The sequence below is a fragment of the Actinoplanes sp. NPDC049598 genome (genome assembly GCF_040675435.1).
Lineage (GTDB): Bacteria > Actinomycetota > Actinomycetes > Mycobacteriales > Micromonosporaceae > Actinoplanes.
Genome location: NZ_JBFAOX010000020.1, coordinates 113,528 through 135,250 on the forward strand (window position 1 = coordinate 113,528; position 21,723 = coordinate 135,250).

17 protein-coding genes are annotated in these 21,723 nt (G+C 70.6%); 5 read left to right on the top strand and 12 right to left on the bottom strand.

The window, feature by feature from the left end; all coding sequences use genetic code 11:
• Positions 1-100: 100 nt before the first annotated feature.
• From AB0J66_RS35720 to AB0J66_RS35735, 4 genes are all read right to left on the bottom strand, one after another.
• Entirely contained in the window at positions 101-292 is a 192-nt protein-coding gene (locus AB0J66_RS35720) for a hypothetical protein (protein ID WP_364670503.1), read from the bottom strand.
• Between the two features lie 1,665 nt (positions 293-1,957).
• Entirely contained in the window at positions 1,958-4,123 is a 2,166-nt protein-coding gene (locus AB0J66_RS35725; RefSeq protein WP_364670505.1) for an RICIN domain-containing protein, read from the bottom strand.
• A 12-nt stretch (positions 4,124-4,135) separates the two neighbouring features.
• Entirely contained in the window at positions 4,136-5,311 is a 1,176-nt protein-coding gene (locus tag AB0J66_RS35730; protein WP_364670508.1) for an alginate lyase family protein, read from the bottom strand.
• 129 nt (positions 5,312-5,440) lie between these two features.
• Positions 5,441-6,310, bottom strand: coding sequence for an SDR family oxidoreductase (locus AB0J66_RS35735; protein ID WP_364670511.1), 870 nt, complete (start codon positions 6,308-6,310; stop codon positions 5,441-5,443).
• Between the two features lie 80 nt (positions 6,311-6,390).
• Here AB0J66_RS35735 and AB0J66_RS35740 point away from each other — a divergent pair, with 80 nt between their 5' ends.
• Both AB0J66_RS35740 and AB0J66_RS35745 read left to right on the top strand, forming a co-directional pair.
• Positions 6,391-6,954, top strand: coding sequence for a helix-turn-helix domain-containing protein (locus AB0J66_RS35740; RefSeq protein WP_364670514.1), 564 nt, complete (start codon positions 6,391-6,393; stop codon positions 6,952-6,954).
• A gap of 34 nt (positions 6,955-6,988) precedes the next feature.
• The gene (locus tag AB0J66_RS35745; protein ID WP_364670516.1) at positions 6,989-8,650 is read left to right on the top strand and encodes an FAD-binding dehydrogenase; all 1,662 of its coding nucleotides are present in this window, start codon (positions 6,989-6,991) and stop codon (positions 8,648-8,650) included.
• A gap of 196 nt (positions 8,651-8,846) precedes the next feature.
• Here the strand turns inward: AB0J66_RS35745 and AB0J66_RS35750 are convergent, their stop codons facing one another.
• From AB0J66_RS35750 to AB0J66_RS35765, 4 genes are all read right to left on the bottom strand, one after another.
• Positions 8,847-9,728, bottom strand: a complete 882-nt coding sequence (locus tag AB0J66_RS35750; RefSeq protein ID WP_364670519.1) for a hypothetical protein — start codon at positions 9,726-9,728, stop codon at positions 8,847-8,849.
• A gap of 33 nt (positions 9,729-9,761) precedes the next feature.
• Entirely contained in the window at positions 9,762-10,604 is an 843-nt protein-coding gene (locus AB0J66_RS35755) for a ricin-type beta-trefoil lectin domain protein (RefSeq protein WP_364670522.1), read from the bottom strand.
• A gap of 669 nt (positions 10,605-11,273) precedes the next feature.
• Positions 11,274-13,727 (bottom strand): VIT domain-containing protein, encoded by a 2,454-nt coding sequence (locus AB0J66_RS35760; RefSeq protein WP_364670525.1) that lies wholly within the window; start codon positions 13,725-13,727, stop codon positions 11,274-11,276.
• Positions 13,724-14,335: a MerR family transcriptional regulator gene (locus AB0J66_RS35765; protein WP_364670527.1), complete on the bottom strand. Its 612-nt coding sequence runs from the start codon at positions 14,333-14,335 to the stop codon at positions 13,724-13,726. The genes AB0J66_RS35760 and AB0J66_RS35765 overlap by 4 nt, the downstream gene beginning before the upstream one ends.
• 46 nt (positions 14,336-14,381) lie before the next feature.
• Between AB0J66_RS35765 and AB0J66_RS35770 the strand changes: the two genes are divergently transcribed.
• Positions 14,382-15,113, top strand: a complete 732-nt coding sequence (locus AB0J66_RS35770) for a cyclase family protein (protein ID WP_364670530.1) — start codon at positions 14,382-14,384, stop codon at positions 15,111-15,113.
• Here the strand turns inward: AB0J66_RS35770 and AB0J66_RS35775 are convergent.
• From AB0J66_RS35775 to AB0J66_RS35790, 4 genes are all read right to left on the bottom strand, one after another.
• On the bottom strand, positions 15,089-17,209 hold the full coding sequence (locus AB0J66_RS35775) for a peptidase M6 immune inhibitor A (RefSeq protein WP_364670533.1): 2,121 nt from the start codon (positions 17,207-17,209) through the stop codon (positions 15,089-15,091). The two genes, AB0J66_RS35770 and AB0J66_RS35775, sit on opposite strands and share 25 nt — an antisense overlap.
• 69 nt (positions 17,210-17,278) lie before the next feature.
• Positions 17,279-17,545, bottom strand: a complete 267-nt coding sequence (locus AB0J66_RS35780; RefSeq protein WP_364670535.1) for a hypothetical protein — start codon at positions 17,543-17,545, stop codon at positions 17,279-17,281.
• Between the two features lie 33 nt (positions 17,546-17,578).
• On the bottom strand, positions 17,579-18,361 hold the full coding sequence (locus AB0J66_RS35785) for an ABC transporter permease (RefSeq protein ID WP_364670538.1): 783 nt from the start codon (positions 18,359-18,361) through the stop codon (positions 17,579-17,581).
• Positions 18,358-19,257: an ATP-binding cassette domain-containing protein gene (locus AB0J66_RS35790; protein ID WP_364670540.1), complete on the bottom strand. Its 900-nt coding sequence runs from the start codon at positions 19,255-19,257 to the stop codon at positions 18,358-18,360. Before AB0J66_RS35790 ends, AB0J66_RS35785 begins: the two co-directional genes overlap by 4 nt.
• Positions 19,258-19,387: 130 nt before the next feature.
• Here AB0J66_RS35790 and AB0J66_RS35795 point away from each other — a divergent pair, with 130 nt between their 5' ends.
• Positions 19,388-20,620: a histidine kinase gene (locus AB0J66_RS35795; protein ID WP_364670542.1), complete on the top strand. Its 1,233-nt coding sequence runs from the start codon at positions 19,388-19,390 to the stop codon at positions 20,618-20,620.
• A gap of 313 nt (positions 20,621-20,933) precedes the next feature.
• Positions 20,934-21,614 carry a response regulator transcription factor gene (locus AB0J66_RS35800; RefSeq protein ID WP_364670544.1) on the top strand — a complete coding sequence of 227 codons (681 nt, stop codon included), beginning with the start codon at positions 20,934-20,936 and terminating at the stop codon, positions 21,612-21,614.
• The last annotated feature ends 109 nt before the right edge of the window (positions 21,615-21,723 follow it).

Below are 21,723 nucleotides of genomic sequence, written 5' to 3' on the forward strand. Positions count from 1 at the left end.
CGGAGTTCCGCTGGATATTGGCACGATCAACATAGCTTGCGCATATCTTTCCGATCCCCTGCGCGCGGGATAATTAGTCATGCGGTACCAGCAGCTCGGACTATTCTCCCGCCACCAGATAGCCACCATGAGCGATCGCACCCGCCGCCGCAATTGGTCGCCGGCCAAAGACGAATTCCGTCAGAACCATGCCCAGCGCCGCGCCCACGGCCTGAAACACCGCCACGCCGAGAAGCTCCACCGCTTGCAACACGGCCCTGACTGCCTGCTCGAGCGCGTAGCCAAAATCCAACCCCAGCCCCAACGCCCACCCCAGCGCCGAGCATCATCGCCGCAGCCGCAGCCGCAGCCGCAGCCGCAGCCGCAGCCGCAGCCGCAGCCGCAGCCGCAGCCGCAGCCGCAGCCGTCGGTGCAGCTGGAGTCGTCCGCGCAGCTGGAGGTGTCCGGGCGATCGGAAGCATCCGCGCAGCCGCAGCCGTCGGTGCAGCTGGAGTCGTCCGCGCAGCTGGAGGTGTCCGGGCGATCGGAAGCATCCGCGCAGCCGCAGTCGTCCGCGCAGCTGGAGTTGTCCGGGCGATCGGAAGCATCCGCGCAGCCGCAGTCGTCCGCGCAGCTGGAGTCGTCCGCGCGACCGGAGGCATCCGTGCGGTCGGAGTCGTCCATGCAGTCGCATTCGTCCGCGCGGCTCGCGCGGTCGGGGCTGCTGGAACTGTCTGTGCAACCTCGCTGCGCTGTGCAGGGGAAGTTGTTCATGCAGCAGCTGAAGCCACCCGCGCGGTTTCGGGAGGCTGCGCGGTTGCAGTTGTCCGGTCAGTCCAGGCCATCCGCGTGGCGGCACTCGTCTGTGCAGCCTGGCTGCTCTGAGCGGCCGATGTTGTCCGTGCAGCTGAAGGCGCCCGTGCGGTTTCGGAGGTCGGCGCAGTCGAAGTTGTCCGATCAGCTCTGGCAGTTCGCATGGCGGCACTCGTCCGTGCAGCCTGGCTGCGCTGTCCAGCGGATGTTGCTCGCTCAACTGCAGTTGTCCGTGCAACTGAAATTATCGGCACGGCCGTGGTGTCCACGCAGTCGTGGCCGTCCGGCCAACCGTGGCGGTCCACGCCACCGGACTCGTCCACACAGCCGCGCTGCGCCGAGCGGCGGATGTCGCCCGCGCAGTCGAATACCTTTCGCGGCGCTGGGGCCTGTGCAGCTGAAGTCGTCCGGCCAGTTCGCTCGCCTGATCTCTTCTGCGCCTCCGCCGCCGCGCCGCGCTCATCCGCGCAGCTCCCAGTCGCGCCGTCGGGCCGTGCTGTCCTCACCCGGGCCGTCGGGCCGTCGGGCCGTGCCGCGCTCATCCGCGCCGCCGTCACTCGCGCCACCGGGCCGTGCCGCACTCATCCGCGCCGCTCTCACCCGGGCCGCTGGGCCCTGGCGCGATCATTCGCGCCGCTGGGCCGTGCCGCCCTCGTGCGTCGTCGGGCTGCTGGGCCGGGCTGTCCTCGACCGCGCCGCTGCTGTCCTGCCGTCTGCGCATGTGTGGGCGCCGACGTGGGTGCCAATGCGGTCGCCGGCTCGGGCGGGGCCGGGCGGTTCGCCCCGGATGCGGAAGGCGTCGAAAGCTGGTTATTGCCCGCCGGTAAATGCCCGACGCGGGCTGCGGCATGGCTCCCGACTGCGCGGTGATCTCGACGATTTCCGATCTGGCGAGAGCTTTATTCGTCGCCCGCGCCGAAAATGCAGCTCGCCGAAGCTGATCACCGACTGCTGGGCAATTATCTCTGCGGCCCGATAAAGCGGACCTCGTGCCCACAAAGATACCTCGGGGATTAGGCGCCCGGCCAACCCGAAAATAACCGAAGAAATAGCGGCCGGCGAGCCCGGTGAAGGGCGCGCCGGCCGCTCGGTTCGCGGATCATTAAGGGGGGACGATCCGCGAGAAGGGTGTGCCGGCCGCGGTTCGGCCGGCCGGCGCGGGGGATTACGGGCCGCTGACCAGGCTGGTGACCTGGTGGCCGCTGTTCACCGCGGCGCCCGTGTTGTTGATGACGTTGGTGATGGTGCCGGTGCCGCCCAAGGACACTGTGACCATGTCGTGGAACTTGATGCCGGTCTTGGCGGGGACCTCGAAGGCGCGGGCGTTCACCACCGCCGGGTTGACGTTGAAGTAGCAGTAGCTGCCCAGGCCCCACGCTTCGTGGGTGTTGACCGAGTCGGCGACCTTGTAGGCGGCCCAGCCGCGGGTTGCGCCGTTCATGTAGGCGGCCTGGTTCGGGGGGTCGTAGGGCATCTCGTTCTGGTAGAAGTAGGTGCGGCCGGCCTCGCCGTTCCAGATCGTCTGGTACTGCTGGTAGTGCTCGACGAACAAGCCGTAGAACGTCACGTTGTCGCCGTCGACGATCAGGCCGTTGCGGGCGGTGTTGATGGTCCAGCCGACCGTGCCGCCGTTGCCGTGGTCGGCCCGCCAGATCCAGGCGTGGTCGCCGATCACGTTGTTGCTGTTGATCTGCATGCTGATCGTGGCCTTGCCGGCGATGGCGCCGCCGATGCGGATGAAGACGTCGGAGAGCACCGTCGGGTTGGCCGCGTGGGAGGCCGACGAGCCGGCCGGGCCGACCTGCAGGAGGGTGTTCGAGTTGGTCGTGCCGGCGTCGAAGAGCACCCCGGCCAGCCGTACGCCGTCCACGTCGGCGATGTGCATGGCGTCCACGCCGCCGGTCGGCACGAACGTGGCCAGGCCGAGGCCCAGGATCACCGTGTTGGCGCGGTCCACGTTCAGTGTCTGGTTGAGGTTGTAGACGCCCGGCGTGACGAGCAGGTTCTTGCCCGCCGCGAGGGCCGCGTTGATCGTCGCCGCGGTGTCGCCCGGCTTCACCACGTAGAAGGTGCTGATCGGCAGGGACGAGCCGGCCGGGTTCCCGGCGGCCCAGGTGGTGCCGCTGGCGTTGCTGCGCAGGGCGGGTACGAATACTTGATACGCGCCCGCTGAGTCCACGTACAGGTAAGGCTTCTCAGCGATCGTGGGTGACGAGCCGATCGTCGTGAACGGCGGCGACGGGAAGCTCTGCGCCGGAGCGCCGGGGCTGCCCACGAAGACCTGGTTCCAGTTGGAGCCGTTCCAGCTGCCCATCTGCGAGTTGCGGGTCAGGAACTGCTGCTGAGAGCCCGACTGGATCTGCCCGTCGATCTTCGAGTCGGCGATGAAACCACCCGACGACCAGCCACCGTCGGACAGCGCCAGGTTCCCGCGGAGATGCATGCGGCGGTACGGGGCCGCCTGTGACACGGCCCAGCGGTCCTGCCCGTCCGGCGGGGTCACCGACAGGCCCTCGGCCGAACGCCAGAAGTTCTGGGTGGCGTTCTGCGACCCGTCCGGCCACCAGTCGGCCTCGACGTGCACGTGACCGTTGATGGTGACCTGGTCCGGGGTGAGCCCGAGCCCGGCGACCTGGGTGAAGAAGCCGACGTTGGCGTCGACGTTGTAGCTGCCCGGCTTGAACAGCAGCGCGTAGCGGGCATTGCCGAACTGGTTGCTCACCTGGCTGTTAAAGACGCTGGTCAGCTTGTTCTGGATGGTCGAGGCCGACATGGACGGATCGAAGATCGTCACATTCGGCCCGAGGTCGGGGTTGTTCGGGTTCGGGGGCACGGTCGTGGGAGGCGTCGTCGGGGTCCCGGAGTAACTCCACTTCTGGTTGGCCCCGCCTCCGCACGTCCACAGCTGAAGCTTGGCGCCGTCGGCGAGGTTGTTGTCCTTGATGTCGAGGCACTTACCGGCCTTGACGTTGACCAGGTCCTTGCTCGCGTTCAGCGTCCACTGCTGGCTGGTCAGCCCCGCGTAGCAGTCCCACAGGTGCACGACCGCGCCGTCGGTGACCGCGCCGTTGGCGACGTCGAGGCACTTGCCCAGACCCCGTACGGAACCGTCGTCGGCGAAGGTCCAGGTCTGGTTGGGCCCCGCCGAGCAGGACCACATCTGCGGCTGGTTGCCGTTGGCCGTGCTGCCGTTGGTCACGTCCAGGCACTTGCCGTTGGCCGAGCTGACCACGGTGCCCGTCGAGGCCGCGAGCGCGTTGGTCACGCCCGCCACCCCGAGCCCGGCCACGACGAGCCCGACCACAGCCGCTCCAATAACACGTCGTCTCATCAGGACTCCCGATCAGGCCGGATTGTTGGCGTGGGTCAGCGTCTCCCAGGCCACGAACAGGTTGTTCGTGCCTTGGGGGCGCTTGGCCTCGGTGTACGTCTGGGTGTTCGACATCGCGTACCCCAGGCGGTTGCCCAGAGCGTTGAACGCGACCTCCGTGACCGGTCCGAGGCCCTTGACCACCGACCCGCCGCAGATGTTCGAGGGCACCGCGGCGCCGTTCTCGAACTTGGTGTGGAAGCCCAGCGCGTGCCGGGTCCGGTCGGCCAGCGCCGGCCAGAGGTCCTCGCCCTGGATGCGGGTGGTCTCGGCGACGTGGCTGATGGCCGAGAGGCCGTACCCGGTGTGCACGAAGTCCCGGCAGGTCTCCTGCGAGAGACCGTCGACGAACGTGCTCTGGCCCTGCCAGTAGCTGATCAGCTCGGCCCGGGTGTCGACGCTGCCGACGGGCGGGTACTTGGGCTGGCTGCCGTCGGCGGCGACATAGACGTACGCCTCGGCGCGCGCCTTGAATCGGGTGATGGCCCGGTCGTAGCCGGCCTTGTCGTCCAGGAAGACCGAGATGCCGACGGCGGCCTCCATCATGGACAGCTCCCAGTTGCCGTTGCTGGAGCTGCCCTGGATGACCACGGGCAGATAGACGTTGCGCAGCATCGTGGCGAACCGGGCCTGGTTGGGCCAGCTGGAGTACGTGTACTTGATGATCTCGGCGGCGCGCGGCCAGACCGAGCCGGCCCAGCCGGTCTGCAGCGGGGCGTTGCTGTTGGTGTGCGACTTGATCGTGGCCGACCAGGCGTCCATCAGCGCGATCGACTTCTGGGCGTAGGCCGCGTTGCCGGTGAGGTACCAGGCCAGCGCGTCGGTGTACGCGGCGATGGCGTCCTCGCGCTCATCCGTACAACCGTTGTTGGGGTTGGAGTAGGAGCCGCACTCGACCGTCGCCCTCGGCGCGGGGGTCCGCGAGAGCGAGGCGTAGCGGCTGGCCATCATCTGGGTGTAGGCGTTCGACCAGGGCTGGGCGCCGGCGGCGACCCTGCCCTTGACGAAGTCGAGCTGGGCCCGGCTGACCAGGACGCCCGGGTGGGCGAAGGTGATCGGCGCGGCGTCGGCGGTCACGAGGCGTACGCCGAAGGTGGCTGTCGCCGCGACTAATGCCGTGAACGCGGCTAAGAGGGCGCGTCTGCGCATAGGGGATCTCCCGGGTGGGGGTGGGGAACCGGAAAGTGACTTAACAGTTCCCACGACCCCACGCCCGGGTCAAGCGGCCATCGATTGACTTAAGTTTCCCGTGACCGTTTCGTTGCCTTAGTTCGGTCCTTATTTGAAGTAGTGGCCCTCGTCCAGATCGGCGATCAGGCCCGGCTTGCCCGGCGTCCAGCCGGTCAGCCGCCAGGTGGCGTCGTTCGAGGTCGGCGCGTCGAGGGCGTAGAAGTCGCTGAGGAAGCTGTCGATCTTGTCGGCCGGCCGGGCCGGCAGCCCCAGGTGGCGGCCGATGGTCTCGGCGATCTCGCGGGTGGGCACGCCCCGCTCGGCCACGCCGTGCAGCACCGAACCGGCCGGCGCCTTCTCGATGGCGAGGCGGAACAGCGTCGCCGCGTCGTCCCGGTGGACGGCCGGCCAGACATTCAGACCCTCCCGGAGGTACGCCGCCACGCCACTTTCCCGGGCCGCGCGGATCAGCTCGGGAACGAAACCGTGATCGCCTTCGCCGTGAACCGTCGGCGCGAGCCGGACGATCGACGACCGGACACCCCGCTCGGCCAGGTCGAGCGTGGCCCTCGCAGCCTGAACACGCGGGTGGGGGAGGTCGCGGGGAGGGATGAAGTCCTCGGTCAGCAGCTCGCCCGGTCGCACCCCGAGCACGCCGGAGGCGATGGTCAACGGCTTGCCGGTGCCTTCGAGGGCGGCGCCGAGCGTCTGGATGGCGGTCAGGTCGGCCCGGGCCGAGTCGGCGAAGCGGGCGAAGTCGTGGATGTAGGCCAGATGGATCACGGCGTCGGCCCGCCGGGCGCCCTCGGTGAGGACGTCCAGGTCGTCGAGGTCGCCCCGGAGCACCTCGGCGCCCCGGATGCGGGCGGCCGAGGCGTCGGAGCGGGCCAGGCCGATGACCTCGTGGCCGGCGTCGAGCAGCTCGGGGACCACCCCGCGGCCGATCCAGCCCGAGGCGCCGGTGACGAATACGCGCATTGCTGTCCTCCTGATGTCAGTTCCTGTCATGACCGTAGCATCGCGATGTCAGGGACTGCCATCAACGTAGGATGTGATCCATGGGACGCTGGGAACCGAACGCGCGCGACCGCCTGCAGCGGGCGGCGCTGGAGCTCTACGGTTCGCGCGGCTACGAGCAGACGACCGTCGCCGAGATCGCGGCGCGGGCCGGGCTGACCGAGCGGACCTTCTTCCGGCACTTCGCCGACAAGCGTGAGGTGCTGTTCGCCGGCTCGTCGCAGCTCGAAGAGCTGCTGGTCAAGGCGGTGGCTGACGCGCCGGCCGGGCTGACGCCGATGGGCGTGATCATGAACGCGTTCGACACGGCGGGGGAGTACTTCCCGGACGTCACCTATCCGCGGGCCCGCAACGCGGTGATCACGGCTAATCCTGAGTTGATGGAGCGGGAACTGCGGAAGCTGGCCCGGTTGGCGTCGGCGTTGGCCGGCGCTCTGGGTGTTCGGGGGGTTTCGGAGGCGGACGCGATCTTCGCTGCCGAGGCTGGGGTGCTCGCCTTTCGGGTGGCGTTCAGTCGGTGGGTGTCCGACGATTCGGACAAGCCGCTTATCTCGGTCTTGCGACGGTCCTTCGCCGACCTGCAAAACGTCGTCGCCGGAATCTGAAACTTCTTCGGAATCTCCGGTACATTGCCGGGTCATGAACGCTGACGTCATCGTCGTCGGTGCCGGTCTCGCCGGCCTGGCCGCCGCCCACGAGCTGATCGCCGCCGGCAAGCGGGTCGCGCTGGTCGACCAGGAGAACGCCGCCAACCTGGGCGGGCAGGCGTTCTGGTCGTTCGGCGGCCTGTTCCTGGTCGACACCCCGGAGCAGCGCCGGCTGCGGGTGACCGACTCGTTCGACCTGGCCTGGAGCGACTGGCAGGGCAGCGCGGCGTTCGACCGCCTCGACGACGAGGACTCGTGGGCGGTGCGCTGGGCCCGGGCCTACGTCGAGTTCGCGGCCGGGGAGAAGCGGGCCTGGCTGTCCTCGCTCGGGCTGAGCTGGCTGCCCACCGTGGGCTGGGCCGAGCGCGGCGACCTGCGGGCCGACGGGCACGGCAACTCGGTGCCGCGCTTCCACGTCACCTGGGGCACGGGTACGGGCGTGGTCGCGCCCTTCGTCCGCTCCGTGCAGTCGTCTCCGCTGGTCGACTTCCATTTCCGCCACCGCGTCGATGAGCTCATCGTCACCGACGGTGCTGTCACGGGCGTACGGGGCAAGGTCTTGAAGCCTTTCGACGGTGCTCGCGGCGTGCCGTCGCCGCGGGACGAGATCTCCGATTTCTCTCTCACCGCTCAGGCCGTCGTGGTGGCTTCGGGTGGGATCGGGGCCAATCACGAGCTTGTACGCCAGTACTGGCCCCCGTCGCTCGGCAGCGCACCGGCGTCGATGATCACCGGTGTGCCCGCGCACGTCGACGGGCGGATGCTCGGCATCACCGAGGCGGCGGGCGCCCGCCTGGTCAACCGCGACCGGATGTGGCACTACACCGAGGGCATCCAGAACTGGGACCCGATCTGGCCCGGACACGGCATCCGCATCCTGCCCGCCCCGTCGTCGATGTGGTTCGACGCGCTCGGCCGGCGCCTGCCCGCGCCGTACCTGCCCGGCTACGACACCATGGGCACGCTGCGCCACCTGCGCACGACGCCGGACATCGCCGGCTACGACCACTCCTGGTTCATCCTCACCCAGAAGATCATCGAGAAGGAGTTCGCGCTCTCCGGCTCCGAGCAGAACCCCGACATCACGGCCAGCGACCGTCGCGCGTTCCTCAAGGAGCGCATCTTCGGCAAGGGCGCGCCGGCTCCCGTCGAGGCGTTCAAGCGCCGCGGCGACGACTTCGTGGTCGCGTCCACACTGGAGGAGCTGGTCGCGGGCATGAACGCGCTCACCGACAAGCCGCTGCTCGACGTGGCCACGATCCGGACCCAGCTGGAGGCCCGCGACCGTCAGATCGACAACCCGTACAGCAAGGACGCCCAGGTCCAGGGCATCCGCAACTCCCGCCGCTACCTCGGCGACAAGATCGGCCGTACGGCGGCCCCGCACCGCATCCTCGACCCGGCGGCCGGCCCGCTGATCGCCGTCAAGCTGCACATCCTGACCCGCAAAACCCTGGGCGGCATCCAAACCGACCTCAACTCCCGCGCCCTGTCCGCGTCCGGCACCCCCGTCCCCGGCCTCTACGCCGCCGGCGAGGCAGCCGGCTTCGGCGGCGGCGGCGTCCACGGCTACAACGCCCTGGAGGGCACGTTCCTGGGCGGCTGCCTCTTCAGCGGCCGCACCGCCGGCCGGTCCTTGGCCCAATCCCTCTGACCCCGGTCGTGTCCGGTCGGCCCTGGCCTGGTCTTGTCCGGTCGGCCCTGGCCCGGTCGTGGCCGGTCGGCCCTGGCCTGGTCTTGTCCGCTCGGACCTTGCTCTAGTTGCTTCCGCATCGGCCTGGCCGTTTCGGCTGCGCTTCAGCCCTTGGCCGCTTCCGCTTCGCCGGGCTCGGGCGGGGGCTGCTTTGCGGTCACGCCGACCTCTGCTGTTGTGACGGCTGCTGGTCGGCGGCGGCGCTGGCGGCAGTGGCGGAGGCGCCGGCCAGCACCGCAGCCGCACCGACCACCGCAAGAATGCCGAGCACGGAGGGAACCGCCCAGCCTTCACGTATCTCATCACCCAGCAGCGCAACCGCCACGGCGGCCGGAACAATCACCTCGACCGCCCAGAGCAGCGCCGTAACCGGTGCGACACTTCCTCGGCGCAACGCCGCCGCATACGCGGCCGTCCCCGCCAGCCCGCTGCAAACCACGACCCACAGCAACGGCTCGGTCAAAGTCGAGACCAGCGGCGTACGCACATGAACCGCCCGCCCAGCCAGCGCGGTAGCCGAATACGCCAGGCCGGCCAGCCCCGCAAGCACAAGCCCTCCCCGCCGGGCGCTCCCCGCCGCGGCCCCGCCTTGTCGGTCGGTCCGCGCGGTCAGCAGAACGGCGACTCCGGCGATCGCGGCCACGGCGAATCCACCTACGGTCAGCACCGTGGTCGTGCCGGGGGCCGGAACGGAAGCCGGCTGTTCCTGGCTCGACAGCCCGATGACGGCCAGCGCCGCCACCATGACGGCGACCGCGGCGTAGTCCCGCCCCCGCAGCCGCGTCCGCAGAACCACGCCGGCCAGCAGCACGGTGAGCCCGACCGACCCGGCCAGAACCGCCTGAACCACATACACCGGCAGCCCGCGCAAGGCCCACAGCGACAGCGCCCAGCCGCCCCCGTCCCCGAGCAGCCCGGCCAGGTAGAGCGGCGACACCGCCAGGGCCAGCACCGTCCCGGGCCGCCGGGCGGCCACCGCCTGCAGGACCGACCCGAGCGCGTAGGCCACCGCGGCCCCCATCGCGATCAAGAAGCTCACAAGCTAGCGAACCACAGCCCGGAGCAATCCGGACTACGGAAGTGACCAGCGTTGCTTGGCCGTCCCGTTGCAGTCGCCGACCTCGACACCCGTACCGGAGCGGCGCCCACCCGACGGATCGGTCAGGCACCCGTTGCCGGCCGCGTTGATGAGCAGCTGCCCGGAGACCCGCCACTGCGCCGGCGTCCGCCCGTCGCAGCTGACGATCTCCACCGAGTTGTCACCGACGAGCAGCGCACACTTGCCCGCCACCCGCAGCGTCCCGTCCGTCCCCAGCGTCCACGTCTGTGCCGCCGTGCCGTTGCAGTCGAAAACCTGTATGTGGTTCCCGTCGATCGCCACCCCACCGTTGAGGTCGAGGCACAGCCCGTTCTGCCCACGGATCGTCCCGACCCGCTCGGCCGCCGGCGGCTGCGGCGCGATCCCCGCCGGCGTGCTCGGCGTAGCGGTCTTCCCGCCCGGCACCGTGGTCGGGGTAGCCGCGGGCGAAGCCGGCGACGTCGCGATGGCCGGCGCCCCGCTCGCCCCCGGGCTGGTGGTGGGTGTTCCCGGAGTCCTCGGCGGCGTGCTTGTGGTCGAGCCCGTCCCCGTTCCCGCCTCCGAACCCGACCCGGTGCCATAACCGGCCCCCGGCCCGTCCCCGTTCGCCGCCGGCGACGACACACCCGTACTGACCGGCGCCGAAGCCCCGGTCGCCGCCGGCCCCGTGGCCGGTGGCAGCGGCCCGTCGGCCAGCCCCGTGGACACCTGAGGCCGCACGTCCGACCGCAACGCCGCATACCCCGCCGCCGCGACCCCGAGCAGCACAGCAACAGCCGCCGCGGCCACAACGATCAGCCGCCGCCGCCCACTGCGCCGCCGCCCGCCCGGCAGCACGATTACCGCAGTCGCATCCTCGGCCCCGCCAGCCCCCGGCGGCGTCCGAACTTCCCGACCCGCCGCCGGCCAGGTCTCCCCGGCCCCGCCCTCCGCAGCCGCATCCTCACTCGGCGCCCCGGAGTCGCGAAGCACGAAGGGCCGAACGAGCAGCGGATCCCGCTCGTCCCCAACCTCGTCGCCTGTCACGAATCACCCGCCGCCATCGAGCCGCCAAGAGACGATCGACCGACCAACCTACCCGCCTTGATCGCCCTCACACCGCCCCCGAAGATCCGACTTTCCACCCGATGCGCCCGCCAGGGCAGGGAACGAACACCGAAGTCGGCAAACCGACACCCCACCACAGCGGGCAAATCACCCAACTTCCCCGACCAGCACCCAAGATCACCAAGAACCTACCCCTTGACCCTCCACCCTCGACACACCTCCCGCCCCGGCCCACCCCACGCGCGCGCTGGGCAGCCCCCGCGCGAGCTGGACAGTGCATTGCCCGCCTCGCGCGACCCGTCGGCCCCGCCCGCCTCGCGGACCTCGCACGGGGCCGCGACACGTCAGGTCAGGTCCGGCCAGGTCAGGTCGGGTCGCGCTGGCAGGCGGTCGCGACGGTGCTGGTGGGCGCGTTTGGCGGGCGGGCCGGCGTCTGGTGGGCGCCGGCCCGCCGTGGTGTCAGCGTTTCCAGAAGGCCTTCCGCTCCGGAGCCGCGGGCGGCGGTGTGGGAGCGTCCGGAGTGGAAGTGGGCTCAGGGCCGGCGAAGCTGGTCAAGGCCTGCAGGGCGGCTTCCCACTTCTCGTCGACTGAGGCGTCGCCGCGCAATTGCGTGACCAGGTCGCGCAAGGGCTGGTAGGCATCGTCGCCGGCCGAGCCGACCAGGACGTCGAGGCGGCTGCCGAGATCGTCGAGCAGGTCACGGCGCTCCCAGACCGGCAGGCCGGCCGCGTCGCGCAGGCGCTGGGCCTCGGTCGCGGCCAGGGCGCGCATCTCGTCGAGCGACGGCGCTGTCCCGGCCATGCCACCGGCCAGCTTGGAGACGGCCGTCCGGGCGCGGGGCGCGGCGAAATTGGCGAAAGAGCCGGCCCGTCGCCCACTGGGCGCGCCACCGAGCACAGCTCCAGCACCTCCACCCGCCGAGGTTTCGGCGGCCCCGTCGAAGCCCAACAGCGCAGGTCCGCCGGGGGTGGGCGCGCTGGGCGGCATCGGGGGAGCGGCGAAGGACGCGGACGCCATGTGCAGCATGGCCGGCGCGACGTCACCCGGCGCCTCCCAGCCCTGGGGAAGCTCGACCGGCTGGGTCACCCGCCGGTTCGTGCCGCCCTCGTTGACCACCCGGCTGTCGACCGCGACAAAGGCGGTGAACCGGCACAGCACTCCGTAACGCAGGGAGGTGTCGACGATGCGCTGCTCGAGGCTACGGTCGCCGGCCGCGTAGGCGTCCTCGAGATCGCGCAGCCGAGCCCGCGCCCACTGGGCCCTGATCGCCGGCTCGGACCGCTCCTGCAGTGCGATCGTCGTGCTGAACTCGCGGTCGTCGCGGGTGCGCCCGGTGACTGTGAACCGAGCGCCGCCAGCCGAGCCGGCGTACCGGCCGCTCACCACGAGCGGGACGCCGGGGTAGATGCCCGGCAGGCGGGCCGGGCTGCGCTCGTCGTCGATCAGGCGCAGGCCGTCGCCGGTGATGCGCAGGCCGGAGACGACCGGCGAGCCGATCCGGCGGTGGATGTGCTCCATCGCCTCGTCGAGCCTGTCCTCGCTCTCCACCAGCTCGGCCCGGCCCGCCCCGAGCGCGGCCAGCCGGCCGAGGAAGCCGGCGTTGACCGCGCGGTCGATGCCGATCGTGTGGATGCGGGTGACGCCGATCAGCGGGGTGATGTCGTGGACGATCTGGTCCTCGTTACCGACCTGGCCGTCGGTGACCAGCACGAGCACCCGGTCACGGCCTTCGCTGGCCTGAAGCAGGCTCAGTCCTTGCGACAGCGGACTGAGCAGCTCCGTGCCGCCGCGGGCGGTCGCGTGGGCGAGATGCTCCACGGCCCGGAACCGGTTGCGGTCGGTCGCCTCGGCCAGCCCGTCGCCGAGGTCGGCGGGGTGGTCGACCTGGTGGTCGAAGGTGAGCACGGCGAAGCGGTCAGCCGCGGTCAGCGTGTCGACGACGCGGGCCGCCGCGCGGCGGGCGGCCACCATCTTCCAGCCGCCCATGCTGCCGGAGCGGTCGAGCAGCAGTACCACGTCCTTGGGCCGGGCCGGTGCAGTGTCGGCCGGCGGAAGCACCACCAGCTGGTAGACCCCGCCCGGCTCCCCGGTGCCCTCGTCGGCGACGGCGATCGCCGTCTCGCCGCCGCCCTCGTACGGCAGGCGCAGCACGAAGTCGCGGTCGGCCCGCTCGCCGGGAGCGATGGTCAGCGTGCCGTCCTGGTCGGTGACCGTGTGCAGGCTGGACTTGACCTCGCCGAGGGTCAGCCCGGCCGGATCGATGTCGACGCCGATGGACAACCGCAGCGGGTTGGGGAAGCCGGGCAGCAGCACCGGGGGAGTGATGCGGGACGCGTCGGGCACGGCGTCGGTGTCCTGTGCCTGCCCGTCGCCGGCCGAGGGACCGGGCAACGGAGTGCCGGGGATGTAGCGGGGAGCCACGACGAGCGGGAACCGGAACGTGGCCGCGCCGTCCTCGAACGGCAGCGGGCCGACCAGGCTGAGCCGGATCGTCACCCGCTCGCCGGGCAGGATGTTGCCGACCCGCATGGTGAAGACGTCGGGCCGCTCCTCCTCGGCGATGGAAGCGCGCCGGCCGGCCGCGATGGCCTTGTCGTACGTCTCCCGGGCGGCCGCCCGCTCCTGCAGGTCGGCCTCGACGGTGCGGTCGTCGGCGGTCATCGTCATGCCGGTCACGGCGGCCCGATCGGGCAACGGGAAGACATAGGTCGCCTCCAGCGCGACCTCGTGCACGTTGACGAACTCGGTCAGCACGACCGTCCGGGCGACCAGGCCGCCGATGTGCGCGCGCACGTCGAGGCGGTCGAGCGGCAGGGCGCCGCGGTCGGTGCGGAGGGAACCGAAGCCGGCGTCGGGCAGGATCCGGATCCGGCTGATCTCGCCCGGACCCATCGGGGCGACGGTGAAGGTCATGAAGAGCTCCCATCAGTAAGGCCACGGGCAACGAGCAGGTCGATCAGTGGCGCGGCGGCCGCGGCGATGTCGTCGCGGTCGCGGTCGGTCAGGGTCTGCGGGACGATCAGCAGGACGCCGCCGCCGAGGGCGAAGCCGGTGAGCGGGATGGTGGTCACCTGGCGCGGCGGGGCCGGCGCCGCGGTCGTGGCCTTGGCGGCGACCGACCCGTGAAAGCCGGGGCCGGCCGGGTCGGCCCAGAAACGGGTGCGGGTGGCGCCGCCGTGGTCGGGCTGACGGCTGTCGCCGTCGGCGAGGAGGTGCTCGGGCACCTGTGCGGCCTCACTCAGGGCCTCGGGAGAGATCCATGTGAAGTCGGCCTGGATCTGCGCCAGGCTTTGGCCCGCCGCCTGACGGCGCTTGATGGCGACCAGTTGTTGCAGGTGACGCGGGCCGTACAGCGCGGTCCGCCCGCGCATGCCCAGGGGCTTGTCGACCAGGCCGATCGTCGTATACCACCGGATGGCCCGCCGGTCGGGCACATCGCGGACGCGTGCGTTGGGTGCGCCGGGATACTCGGCCGCCAAGGCCTCACGTACCCGCTCCACCAGCTCGTCCATCGTCCACATGCCGATGAGTTTGACACTGTCAGGGTGACAGTGTCAATGTGTCGGCATGACCCGAGCCGCCGGCCGTTGGGCGCCGCCCCGACTGATCAACCTGTCCCATCTCAACGACCCGGCGACGACCCTCGTCTATCCCGGCGATCCGGCCTTCGAGCTCGAGACCGTCGCCACCGTCGAGGAGGACGGTTTCTACCTGCGTTTCGTCCGCGAGGGCGAGCACACCGGCACCCACTGGGGCGCCCCCGGCCACTTCAACCCCGGCCAGCCGCTGGCCGACGATCTCGACCTGGAGGACCTATGCCTGCCGGCGGTGCGGATCGACGTGCGGGAGCAGTGCGCCGGCGATGCGGATTACGAGGTGACGATCGCCGACCTTCAGGCGTGGGAGCGCCGGCACGGCCGGATTCCGGACGGGTCGATGGTGATCATCTGGACGGGCTGGGACGCGCGCTGGGGCACGGCGGCCTTCCTGAATCAGGACGCCGACGGGGTGCTCCACCAGCCGGGCTTCGCCCTGGAGACGGTGCGCTGGCTGGTCGACACCGGCCGGCTCGGCCGCCGTGGCGGCACGGGGACGGACACGTTCAGCCCGGATCCCGGCCACGACGACAGCTACGAGGTCTCGCGACTGGTCTACCAGCGCCATCGGATCAGCCTGGAGGTCCTGGCCAACCTCGCCGCGCTCCCACCGATCGGCGCCCACGTGCTGTGCGGCGGCCAGATCAACAAGGCCGGTTCCGGCTCCACCGCGTTGATCTACGGTCTTCTGCCGCCCGGCTGAGGTCGCTCACCGGGGGGAAGCGCGCCCCCGCCCGGCTGCACCATCCCGTTGACCGTGAGCCGATAGGGCGCGTACTGCTTGATCTTCTCCGTTGGTTCGTCGTAGGAAATGATCGCCACGACCTTCGGGTAGGCCTTGAGCCGCGCGAACTTGTCCGGTGTCACGATCTCGACGCGGTCCGGGCCGAGCCCGGCAAGCCGCACGTGCCAGTTGTGCACCGGTGTGGGCACGATCGAGGTGGGCGAGGTCCATCCGGCCAGGGTGGAGCCGTCGCTCAGCGTCGTGCCGCCCAGCGCGACCGTGCCGATCCGCCATCCACCCCGGGCGCCTGCGGCATCACTGACGAAGCGCAGACCCAGCAGGATCTTCTTGCCGGCATACGAGGTGAGGTCGTAGGTCGCTTTGACCACGCCACCACTCGCCCCGGTGAGGCCGAAGCCGAGCGGCCCGACCGTCGTGCGATCCCCGCGCAACGCGAGATAGCTGCGCCCGCCGTCGGTCGACACTGTCACATAGCCGTAGTCGTAGCGATCCTCCAGCGCGTACGAAGTCTCCAGAGTCAGCGCCGGCTTGCCTTCCGGCACGGTGACCTGCCGTACGGCGTGCGAGTCGAGACCGTTGGTGTTACCCGAGAAGAGCGTCTTCTCGGCGACCTTCCAGCCGGTCGGCAGGGGCGGCAGGTGCGTCGCCCCGGTGAAGTCCAGCGAGCGCACGGGCGTCGGCAACGGCACGTAATCGGCACCGTTGGGCGCGACGCCCGCCTCGGCGTACGAGGCCTTGTTGTCGAGGTTGACCGTCGAGCGCAGGCTCTTGGCGGTGACCTTGTTCGCCTCCGCGCCGATCACCTTGGCGCCGGGCTCCCCGCCGACCCGGTCGACCAGCGTCATCGTCTGGAAGTCGTGCAGCACGTCGTACAGGGGCACACCGGTGGGCAGCGCCGCCTGGACCGCGGCCAGGCCCTGCCGGACCCCGTCGCGGTGCAGCAGCGAGATCGTCCGCAGCCCGAAACGGTCCCGCAGGTAGAGCATGAGCTGATAGACGAGGCCGTAATCGGCCAACACCTCGCTGGGTGTGCCCTCGTTCCACAGGTTCGGCGAGTTCTGCGGCCCGCCACAGTCACGCGGGTTCGTGTTGTACCTCGTCTTGACCGGCCCGAAGCCCTGGAAGCACATCAGGTGCGTGTCGATGCCCGGCTCGTCGACCGTCGTACGGCCGTCGACGTAACCGACGAGCGACTGGGCGAAGTCGGACAAGCCCTCGTTGAGCCAGGTGATCTCGTCGGGGTCTTTGTAGTACTCGAGCAGGTGCTGCCATTCGTGGGCGAACGTCGACTCGTACATCCGGGGCCGGGCCGGGCGGCTGGTGCACAGGTCACCGGTCGGTTCGTCGGCCGGCTCCCCGCCGAGGCGATGCTTCCAGTCGTACGCGTCGATGGTCATCACATTGCGGTCGAAGAGCTCGTTGAGCTGCGCCGTGAAGAAACCGGCCGTGTAGGTGACCGCCTTGGGGAAGGTGAAGTAGTTGGCGTCGCGCACGTTGTCCACGAGCGTCACCGTCTTGTCGCCGTCGCCGGTGAAATCGCCCGGCGTCGTCGCCTTCGTGCCGTCGCGGTCGGGCGGTGTGCTGAAGACGGCGGTCTCCAGCGGGTAGATCCTCCGGTCGAATTCGCCGATCAGTTCGGCCACTTGCGCGTCGGTGATCTCCAGCGAGCCCTTCCGGCAGTCGGTGGTGGGGAAGGCGAGATCCTGGGCGACCCACACCTCGATGTGCCGGCCGACCGCCCGCAGCGCGTACTTCTTGCGGTAGAACCCGCCGGTCGTGTCGTCGAGTCCGAGCCACTCACGGACCGTGCCGACTGGTGGCGTCGGCTTCGGCTGCACGGCGGCTCGCGACCGTACGCCCGGCCTTGCCCGCGGCCGATAGCGAGGGTCCTCGGGCAGCGCCCGCCCGTCGAGGGTGAAACGGGTCCGGTCGAGCTCGCTCGTGTCCGCCGTCGGCTTGGCCCGATCGGGGCCGGCGTGGGCCGGTCCGGGCACGGCGACCAGCGGAAGAAGCAGCGCTATCACCGCAAAGGCTGTGAAGCGGACGCGGTCCATGCCAAGGGACGCTACCCGTCGCCCACCGGGCGGATTGCCAACATGCGGCGATTCGGGGAGGCGTGGCGGCTACTCGAAGACGGAGTGGTCGCGCTCGCCCTCGGCGCGGCGGCGGGCCCGGCGCCGCAGCTGGACGACGACCATGTCGACCACGGCGACGACCGCCCACGCGAGCAGGAGCCAGCCGGGCACGGTCCAACCGGTCCGGAAGAGCAGAATCGCGAGCACCGTGCACACGACGAAGCCGAAAGCGGCGAGGACGAGCCGCAGGTTCAGCGCGCTGTAGGGCTGTTCGACCGTGCCGCGACGGCCGGGCGGCTGGGCACCGATGGGCATGCGCCACGGTACCTCCGCCCGGCCGCCGGCCGCTTACGAGACCTCGCGCCGCAGCACCCGCCAGACGCCGAAGGCGAGCGGCAGCACGACCCAGACGGCGGCGGAGACACCGACCCGGGCCCACTCACCGGAGGTCATGTCCGGCTCCGACATGGCCGTCGTCGTGGTGTTGATGTCGATCCACTCGGCCGCCGTCCGCAGCGCCTTGATGGTCCCACCGAGGATCGACCAGACCATCGGCACGGCGAAGTACGCGACGATCGCCAGCGGCGTGTTCAGCAGCAAGGCGCCGAAACCGATGCCCATCAGCACGAAGACGACCTGCAGGGCCACACCCTGCCAGATCACCGAGCCGTCGATCGTCCACGATCCGTCGCCCCCGAGGGCCGCGCCGAGCAGGTTCGCCACGGCGCTCAGGGCCAGCGCGGCGGCGGTCGACGCGATCGCGATCAGCACGCCGGCGATCAGCTTCGCGCCGATCACCCGTCTCCGCGCCGGCACCAGAGTGAATGTGGTCAGCGCGGTGCGCTGCGACCACTCGCCGGTCATCGAGAGGATGCCCAGCACCGGCAGGAGGACCGACGACGGCAGCAGACCGAACTGGAAGAAACCCTGGAACGTCTGCTCCTCGTCCGGCGACCAGCCGATCATGATGGCCGACGTGGCGGCCGTGGCGAAGGCGATCACGATGAGCAGCCACAACCCGGCCCGGGTGTCGGCGAGCTTGCGCAGCTCGATCAGCGTGAGCCGGCCCATCGGCACCGGGCGGGTGCTGACGCGCTCGATCTGCGGCGGGTTCTCCAGCACGGCGGTCATCGGACGGCCTCCTTCACGGAATCGCCGGCGGTCAGGGTGAGGAACATCTGCTCCAGGCCGCCACTGCCGGCCGGGCGCAGCTCGAGCAGGACGAGCCCGGCGTCGGCGGCGGCGCGCCCGACGGTCTCGGCGCCGGTCTGCACGACGACGCCCCCGTCGGTCGTCTTCGTGCCGGTGATGCCGGCCCGCTTGAGCACCAGCTCGAGCGCGGCCGGGTCGAGCGCTCGGACCAGGGTGCCCGAAGCGGCGAGCAACTCGGTCTTGTCGCCCTGGGCGACGATGCGGCCGCCGCCGATCACCACCAGGTGGTCGGCCACCGCCTCCACCTCGCGCAGCAGGTGCGACGAGAGCAGCACGGTGCCGCCGCGGTCGGCGAAGTCGCGCAGCAGGCCGCGCATCCAGAAGATGCCCTCAGGGTCGAGGCCGTTCGCCGGCTCGTCCAGGATCAGCACGGCCGGGTCGCCCAGCAGGGCCAGGGCCAGGCCGAGCCGCTGCCGCATGCCCAGGGAGTACGCGCGGACGCGGCGCTTGGCGGCCGTCGCGTTGAGGCCGACCCGGTCCAGCGTGCGAGGCACCTCGCGGGTGTCGATGCCCATGGTGAGCGCGGCCAGGCTGAGCACCTCGCGCCCCGTCCGCCCGGCGTGCTGGGCGGACGCGTCGAGCAGGACCCCGACGTGGCGGCCGGGGTTGCCCAGCCGCCGGTACGGGACGCCGCTGACGGTCGCTGTGCCGGCTGTCGGCGAGGTGAGGCCGCAGATCATGCGCATGGTGGTCGACTTGCCGGCGCCGTTCGGGCCCAGGAAGCCGGTTACGGTGCCCGGTTCGCAGGAGAAGGACACGTTGTCGACGGCGGGGTGGTTGCCGTACCTCTTGGTGAGATGTTCGACCGTGATCATGCCTCAAGCCTGGCGGCCACGGGTGGGTGCGCGCGTCGGCCGGAGGTCGCCGGCGGAAAACCTTGGTATGGGGCGAACCCCTACTTTGGTAGGTATCGGCCGGGCCGGAGCCGCTCGTAAAGTCGGCCCTGTGGGAAAGCTGAAGCCGGAGTATCAGTGGCTGTTGCCGGCCGGGCTGGAGTCGGCCGTTCCGATGCGCCGATCCACCCGTGACTGGATCATCGACGTTCTGTGCTTCGTCCTCGGCTACGGGTTCACGCTGCTCGTCACCATCGACCTGTTGCAGCCCGAGCCCGGCGTGGTGCCCAGTTGGGACGGCGCGCCGACCTGGATGATCTGGCTGGATTTCGCCGTCGGCACGGTCGCGGCGCTCGGCCTGTGGTGGCGGCGCGGTCGATGGCTGATCCCACTGGCCACCTTCTGCGCGGTGGCCTCCTTGTTCACGGTGGCCGCGGCCGTCACCTGCATGATCGTGCTGTTCACCGTCGCGGTGCATCGCCGATTCATCTATCTTGCGGTGTTTGCCGGGGCTGCGGCGCTGACCAACGTCGCCTTCCCGTTGCTGCGTCCCGAGGACGGCCAGACCTACTGGGAAGCGGTGGCATGGGGCGTGGTCTTCATTGTGATCGTCTGTCTCTGGGGCATGGTGGTCCGCTCCCGGCGTCAACTAGTGCTGTCGCTGCGGGACCGGGCCGAGCGCGCCGAGTCGGAGCAGCAATTGCGGGTCGCGCAGGCGCGCTCGCTCGAGCGCACGCGAATCGCCCGGGAGATGCACGACGTTCTCGCCCACCGGATCTCGCTGCTCAGCCTGCACGCGGGCGCGCTGGAGATCCGTCCCGACGCGAACTCGGAGGACGTGGCGACCGCGGCCGGCGTCATCCGGGCCAGCGCGCACCAGGCGTTGCAGGACCTGCGCGAGGTGATCGGGGTGCTCCGCGCCGAGGCCCCGGAGGGCGCGCCCGAGCCGCCGCAGCCGACGCTCGGAGCGCTGCCGGACCTGGCCGACGAGTCACGCTCGGCGGGGGTCAAAGTCCGGCTGGATGTACGCATCGAGCCCACCTCCGTGCCCGACGGCACCGGGCGGACGGCCTACCGGATCGTTCAGGAAGGCCTGACGAACGCCCGCAAACACGCGCCCGGCACGACGGTGCGGGTCGCGGTCGACGGAGCCGCTGGCGACGGGCTGACCATCGACATCCGGAACCCGTGGCCCCTGATCAACCCATCGGTTGCCATCCCCGGCACGGGCACCGGCCTGATCGGCCTCTCCGAGCGGGCCTCCCTCGCCGGCGGCCACCTGCGCCACGGCCGCACCGCCGACAACCAGTTCGCCCTGACCGCCTGGCTCCCCTGGCCACCGTGATCCCCTCGTGAGGGCTGCTGTGGCGATGTCGCTCGAGCTGTCATGGACGCTGGCGGCCGCGGTTTTGCTTTCGCCTGTCGCGAGCGGTCGATACAGGGGCGTTGGACGGACTGAGCGCCGATGACCGGCGGCCTAGGGTGAAGAGGTTCGGCGGCAGCGGTGCCGGTGGGGGAGCGGGCATCGGTGGTGGAACTATGCGATCGGAGGGGCCGGAGCGGTCCGACAAGGCGGAGCGGTCGGAGAAGCTGGAGCGGTCGGAGCAGCCGAGCGGGTGAGGGCCGGAAGAGTGGATGCCGTGGGGGAGCCAGCATCGGTGAAGGAGAATGCGGGGCCCGAGGGGGCGGAGCCGGTGCGCGTGCTGATCGTCGATGACGATGCGCTTGTCCGGGCGGGGCTGACGATGATTTTGTCGGCGGCGGCGGATGTGGCCGTCGTGGGGGAGGCGGCCGACGGTTCGGAAGTGCCGGGGGCGGTGGCGGCGCTTCGGCCTGATGTGGTGCTGATGGATATTCGGATGCCGCGGGTGGACGGGCTGACGGCGACCGAGAGTGTGCGGGCTCGGGGTGGGGCGCCCGAGGTCATCGTGTTGACCACTTTCGATGCCGACGAGTACGTGCTGCGGGCGTTGCGGGCGGGGGCCAGTGGGTTCCTGCTGAAGGACACGCCGCCGGCGGAGATTCTTCGAGCCGTGCGCAAGGTGGCGCAGGGGGAGGCGATGCTTTCGCCTACGGTGACGCGGCAGCTGATCGCGCATGTGGCGGCGCCGGCACAGCCCGCGCAGGTTCGGGCCTCGCAGCAGCTCGATCGGCTCAGCGAGCGGGAGCGGGATGTCGCGCTCGCGCTCGGGCAGGGGCGGTCCAACGCGGAGATCTCGAACGACCTGCACATGTCGGTGGCCACGGTCAAAGCGCACGTGTCCCGGCTGCTCATCAAGCTGGAGCTGAACAACCGCGTCCAGGTGGCTCTGCTGGTCCACGACGCCGGCCTCGTTTGAAAATCCGCCGGGTTGCCGGGTTGCCGGGTTGCCGGGTTGCCGGGTTGCCGGGTTGCCGGGTTGCCGGGTTGCCGGGTTGCCGGGTTGCCGGGTTGCCGGGTTGCCGGGT

Excerpts from the sequence above, each read along its gene's own strand:
- AB0J66_RS35725 (WP_364670505.1), bottom strand. The coding sequence starts at position 4,123 with ATGAGACGACGTGTTATTGGAGCGGCTGTGGTCGGGCTCGTCGTGGCC.
- AB0J66_RS35730 (WP_364670508.1), bottom strand. The coding sequence starts at position 5,311 with ATGCGCAGACGCGCCCTCTTAGCCGCGTTCACGGCATTAGTCGCGGCG.
- AB0J66_RS35735 (WP_364670511.1), bottom strand. The coding sequence starts at position 6,310 with ATGCGCGTATTCGTCACCGGCGCCTCGGGCTGGATCGGCCGCGGGGTG.
- AB0J66_RS35740 (WP_364670514.1), top strand. The coding sequence starts at position 6,391 with ATGGGACGCTGGGAACCGAACGCGCGCGACCGCCTGCAGCGGGCGGCG.
- AB0J66_RS35745 (WP_364670516.1), top strand. The coding sequence starts at position 6,989 with ATGAACGCTGACGTCATCGTCGTCGGTGCCGGTCTCGCCGGCCTGGCC.
- AB0J66_RS35760 (WP_364670525.1), bottom strand. The coding sequence starts at position 13,727 with ATGACCTTCACCGTCGCCCCGATGGGTCCGGGCGAGATCAGCCGGATC.
- AB0J66_RS35765 (WP_364670527.1), bottom strand. The coding sequence starts at position 14,335 with ATGTGGACGATGGACGAGCTGGTGGAGCGGGTACGTGAGGCCTTGGCG.
- AB0J66_RS35770 (WP_364670530.1), top strand. The coding sequence starts at position 14,382 with ATGACCCGAGCCGCCGGCCGTTGGGCGCCGCCCCGACTGATCAACCTG.
- AB0J66_RS35775 (WP_364670533.1), bottom strand. The coding sequence starts at position 17,209 with ATGGACCGCGTCCGCTTCACAGCCTTTGCGGTGATAGCGCTGCTTCTT.
- AB0J66_RS35780 (WP_364670535.1), bottom strand. The coding sequence starts at position 17,545 with ATGCCCATCGGTGCCCAGCCGCCCGGCCGTCGCGGCACGGTCGAACAG.
- AB0J66_RS35785 (WP_364670538.1), bottom strand. The coding sequence starts at position 18,361 with ATGACCGCCGTGCTGGAGAACCCGCCGCAGATCGAGCGCGTCAGCACC.
- AB0J66_RS35790 (WP_364670540.1), bottom strand. The coding sequence starts at position 19,257 with ATGATCACGGTCGAACATCTCACCAAGAGGTACGGCAACCACCCCGCC.